The following is a 4,718-nucleotide window of genomic DNA, read 5'->3' as shown; positions in this document are numbered from 1 at the left end:
TAGTTCATGCCCTCTGGGCTTAACCCAAATCCTGGCCCTTCGGGTCAGGATTTTTACTATAAAACACTACTTATGATTTTAATAAATTACTTATTGATATTTTTTAATACTTTTAAATCGACTATATCAGGTGCAATGAGAGCTGGAATGGCGGCATATCCTGTATAACCAATCCCTTGCTCTGGACGTGTACTCTGCTTTCCTCCGTACCCGCCGGTGAAGGGTGCGTTAGGCAGTGTAAAAAAGCGGACTTCTTTAAAAAGGTGAATTTTCTTGACTCGATACATACTCATGTGGATTCCAATGCTATTCATAGCAATTGCCAATGGTGCTTTACGGCAGTTTACCTTTGGTAGAGTAATGCCTGAACTTCGTGCCCACCAGCTTTCGACAATAATTGGTTCGGTCCTTATCGGAAGTTTCATTTGGTACGTTATATCTCATTTTCCACCGACCTCGAACAATCATGCTTTATTAATTGGTGCAATATGGCTCTGTCTTACAGTAGTTTTTGAGTTTTTTATGGGGCTCGTACTCTCGCGCAAACCTTTATCAAAGGTACTCCATGACTACAATTTGGTTGAAGGTAGGGTATGGGTATTGTTTCTTGCCTGGATAACCGTTGCCCCTTGGCTCTTTTATATGATTCAGGATGCCTCCTAATCAGAATAGGACTCCCCATCACTGAAGAGCCCTCACTCGCCATCCGGCAGCCGAATCATGGGAAAATTATGATGCAGGTTTATGAAGATGAGATGCAGTATGCTCCAGTATTGAAACTTGCGGGACAAAGCAGGTGATACTGCCTTAAATCCCCAACTTTATCGGGCAAATTCGCTATTCAAGGACTTTTTGTTGCTTTGGTGGTGTAAGCCATACCAGGCATTAAAGACGGCTTAAATCTCGCAAATAAACGCATTATCGAGCTATGAAGTATGGAAATAGTAATGATCATTTAGATGAAACACCTCAAAAGTATGTATGGCGCAGATTCCTTGAAAAAAATTGGATTCGCTCTTAATGAAATCAACATTGAATTTTAAAAATTTAGTGCTGGAGTGAAAAGCATTCAAGGGCTTACAAGTGCTTCTGTGGTGAGTGCTGGCCCTTCCCACCAAAACGATGATCCTGCCTGATAAGAAGGTTGTGGTACTTTGGGGTTGGTATTGGTGGTATTGAGTTCATACTCTGGTTTAATGAGTACTATTTTTCCTTGCGCAAGCAGTATCGAAAATTGGCGCAAGCCGCCACCTGCGAGCATATCGTCCTCTGGTTTGATGCGTGCCTTTTTGACCAGTCCATGCTCGCCCATATTCTGACATGCCTACGCCTCAAAGATATTAGGAATGTGGACCTTCTGTGTGTCGATTCATTTCCCGGAGTCGAGCCGTTCAACGGTCTTGGGCAACTGAAACCCGAACAACTTGCTTCCCTCTATGATAACCAACGTCCGGTCACGGACGAACAGCTTCTTTTCGCCGAGGTCGTCGACAAGGCATTTGCTAAACAAGACGCTGATTTGTTTGCTGAACTCTCGAACATGTCCGAGGCTCCCTTGCCATGGGTTCCTGCCGCCGTAGTGCGATGGATGCAGGAGCAACCCGACGCGAAAACTGGACTGGGACGACTTGAGAGCCTTGCGCTTACCGCAATCCGTGAAGGGAATGAAACGCCCGGCAGTATCTTTAAATTTGTTGCGTCTGCCGATACACCACCACAATACTGGGGGGATATAACACTGTGGGCTAAGATAAACGGGCTTGCAGATCGGAGGCCTCCCATCGTACAGATTGATGGTCCGGCAGAGAGATTACCTCAATGGGAGAGTGAATTGTCACTCAGCGACTTCAAAATCACAGTTCAATACGAGGCGTTTCATCAATGATCTGCCCGTATTGATAAAATTGATAAACAGAACAGGTGTTGATAATGAAAAATTCATTCGGTCCCGATTATGCATCCCTGGAAGACGCAGACTTTGTTGCCAAGTACCAAGCCTCATGCTTTTGTGGAGTCATCCAGTATGAGGTGAGCGCTGATCCAGTGGATGCCAAAATTTGCCATTGCCTGACTTGCCAGAGATTACATGGAGCCCCTATGCAGTGGGTAGCGATTTTCCACAAACACCATGTAAGATTCACCGCTGGTTTGGAGCATCTGCTTTTATATAACAGCGAACAAAACCGATCAGAGCGTATTCTCCCTTGTAAAATCAGTTGCGGCAAATGTGGCACACCCATTGCCGATGAGGGACGCAGGATGTGGCTCGCTTTCCCATCATTGTTTGATTTCGGATATCCAGCCAAGGTGCCGGAAGCATTCAGGCCAACATGCCATCTTTTCTATGGTTCAAAGGTGATTGAAATACAGGATGATCTGCCCAAATGGTCCGGGCACAAGAATCATTCCGAGCTTCTGTAAACTGTTTCATCAATAAAACGGTAAAAAATATTTTTTTTGAGGGGAAGGACTGGCTGGAGAAGTGCTCACACCTCATTCAAAGGTTCAGTAACACAATGCCGAAGTAGTCAACGCTTTCCTGGAAAGGTTCTCTGGGTTCAATGATACCATTATTGTTGACTTTGGCATCACTCATTTCTCTTGTTGCTATCGTCTGAATATATGATCATTTTGAAAATCCAAATGGGTGCAATGTTGGCCGGGTATTTACTTTGCCTGACGGTAAACAATGCCAGAAGAAATCAATCCCACCAAAAATCCTATTATAAAGAGAAATAATAGACTATTTGTTCACTGGGAGAACTGGAAAATTTCAAGGCAGTTGGGATGTGCTGGAACAACATCTTCTATTTCTTTTGTTTCTTGAATTGATGCTATTCTTTTACTCTCTGGAATGATTATTGTTTGTATAGTCATCCGATTTAGGTCTTTTTGGGTACATAGTATCTGCTGATTTTCTATTTTATCGGCGTTAAAGCACCTATTGAATGCTATCCTATTCTGTTGTACAAAAACTTGAATAAAATGCTCTTATGTTCATAAACCGTAAATAGAGGATTGAAAATGATCGAAAAAAAACATTGAAGCTTTTAGTGAAGAATGGATAAAAAACAATATTCATGATCCAACCAACACATTCGCTATTTTACACAAAATTATCCCCTGGCAAAAAATTACAGACAAACTGGTACCCTATTATAGTGACAAAACGGGACGAACAGGAACCCCCATCCGAACAATCGTAGCTGTTTTTATTGCTGCACGACTCCGGTTGCTCAGTGATCGGGCGGTTGTTAAGCAGGTCAAGGAAAACCGGTATATTCAATATTTTTGTAATGTCCAAGATGAAAATCTGTTCACATTCATGCATCACAGCAACCTGAGTAGATTGCGAAAACGTTTTGGTGTCGAGGGGATGGAGACCGTGGAATCAGTCATTTTTAATATGTTGAGGGTTGCCAAAGTAATTGATACAGACAGTATGCTGATTGATTCTACTGTATTGCCCGACAACATCATTTATCCAACAGATCTCGGATTGATTTTCAAGGCCTTTAAAAAAATGGAGCAGTTTGCCCGACAGTATTATATTCCCATCTGGTGGGATAGCCAGGAACTCAGGCAGCTGCGGCGCGAATATAATTTAAATCGAAAAAAGACTGAAATTGCAGATTTATTTTTCGAAGTTCTTTTGATATTTTCCGCCGGATTAAGAAAGTATGAAACAATAGTTCAAAGCCTTGAAGGTTCTGACAAAAACAAAGAAAAAGCACAGCAGCTTTTGGATCTCCTGATGTTGTTCCAAGATCAAAATGCACAAAAACTTGCGGGAGAAAGACATATTCCAAACCGGATTGTATCTTTTGATGAACCGGACTCCCGCCCGATTAAAAAAGGCAAAAAATATCCGAACTGTGAATTTGGAAGTACGCTTCAGCTTTCGTTCAACCGCCAGGGTTTTATGATTACAATGGAAAATTTTATCGGAAAACCCAATGATAAAACCCTATGGCATAGGACAGCTCTATTGTTTGAAAAAAGAATGAAAGGCAGTCCTGATCATGCTATCGGTGATCAAGGTTACCGCAGCCGGGCAAATCAGGAAATCCCCAAAGGCTGTCCACACATCTTTCTCGGTAGAAGCCAGGATGTTGCCGAAGAAAAGCAGGACTATTGCCGAAAAGCCCGTTCTGCAACGGAAGGCTTTATTTCAGTTTCAAAAAATCTTCGCGGTTTTGGTTGCAGCCTCTATCAGGGAACTGACGGAAACCGCATTTGGTCTCTTTTGTGTCAGACCGCATATAACCTGAAAAAGTTTCTTCAGCTCTATAATGATGAAAAAATCAGTGAAGGATGCTTGATGAAACTCGGATTGATAGGCTGATTTAGAGCCTTATTTCAGGTATTTAATTGCCTGAGTTTGTCGGGATGGGTGGGTTGCGGTCAAAATACGATGAAATTGCTTTAAAAAACGCTCTGAGTCCCTGACAAGTCTTTCTTTAACCATGATTTTCAATGAGGGGCTTAAAAGGGGCACAAACCTATCTTCCTTCATATGAGAGAAAATCAGCAGATACTACATATAAAGGGTGTTGAAATCGACCACTTCTTTTACTATAAAATCAGTAAGGGGCGCATTCCCATTTTCCCGGCTGACTTAACAACTCTTTAATCAGGAATTAAACACTTAAAAATCAAGCGGTTAAAGCACGCTTAGCATTGTATGTTTTTAACGAAAGGCTTCCACTATGTCCTAA

Annotated in this window: 4 protein-coding genes and 1 pseudogene; 4 read left to right on the top strand and 1 reads right to left on the bottom strand. The window is 42.2% G+C overall.

The annotated features are described in order from the left end of the window. Positions 1 to 86: 86 nt before the first annotated feature. Positions 87 to 425: a hypothetical protein gene (locus HXW94_RS18080; RefSeq protein ID WP_178368291.1), complete on the bottom strand. Its 339-nt coding sequence runs from the start codon at positions 423 to 425 to the stop codon at positions 87 to 89. Positions 426 to 1,144: 719 nt separating this feature from the next. Between HXW94_RS18080 and HXW94_RS18075 the strand changes: the two genes are divergently transcribed. From HXW94_RS18075 to HXW94_RS18065, 4 genes and pseudogenes are all read left to right on the top strand, one after another. Further along, positions 1,145 to 1,885 (top strand): hypothetical protein, encoded by a 741-nt coding sequence (locus HXW94_RS18075; protein ID WP_178368290.1) that lies wholly within the window; start codon positions 1,145 to 1,147, stop codon positions 1,883 to 1,885. 44 nt (positions 1,886 to 1,929) lie between these two features. After that, positions 1,930 to 2,421: a GFA family protein gene (locus HXW94_RS18070; RefSeq protein WP_178368289.1), complete on the top strand. Its 492-nt coding sequence runs from the start codon at positions 1,930 to 1,932 to the stop codon at positions 2,419 to 2,421. Between the two features lie 619 nt (positions 2,422 to 3,040). Continuing rightward, positions 3,041 to 3,349: pseudogene (locus tag HXW94_RS20480) on the top strand (transposase); the annotation flags it as partial. A gap of 36 nt (positions 3,350 to 3,385) precedes the next feature. After that, positions 3,386 to 4,345, top strand: a complete 960-nt coding sequence (locus HXW94_RS18065) for a hypothetical protein (protein WP_246294215.1) — start codon at positions 3,386 to 3,388, stop codon at positions 4,343 to 4,345. The last annotated feature ends 373 nt before the right edge of the window (positions 4,346 to 4,718 follow it).

This window comes from Desulfobacter latus (assembly GCF_013389365.1).
Classification (GTDB): Bacteria; Desulfobacterota; Desulfobacteria; order Desulfobacterales; family Desulfobacteraceae; genus Desulfobacter; species Desulfobacter latus.
Note: the sequence above shows the minus strand (reverse complement) of the source record. Positions and strands in the feature narration are given on the sequence as shown.

Coding starts and splice junctions, on each gene's coding strand:
- HXW94_RS18070 (WP_178368289.1), top strand. CDS start 1,930: ATGAAAAATTCATTCGGTCCCGATTATGCATCCCTGGAAGACGCAGAC.
- HXW94_RS18080 (WP_178368291.1), bottom strand. CDS start 425: ATGAAACTTCCGATAAGGACCGAACCAATTATTGTCGAAAGCTGGTGG.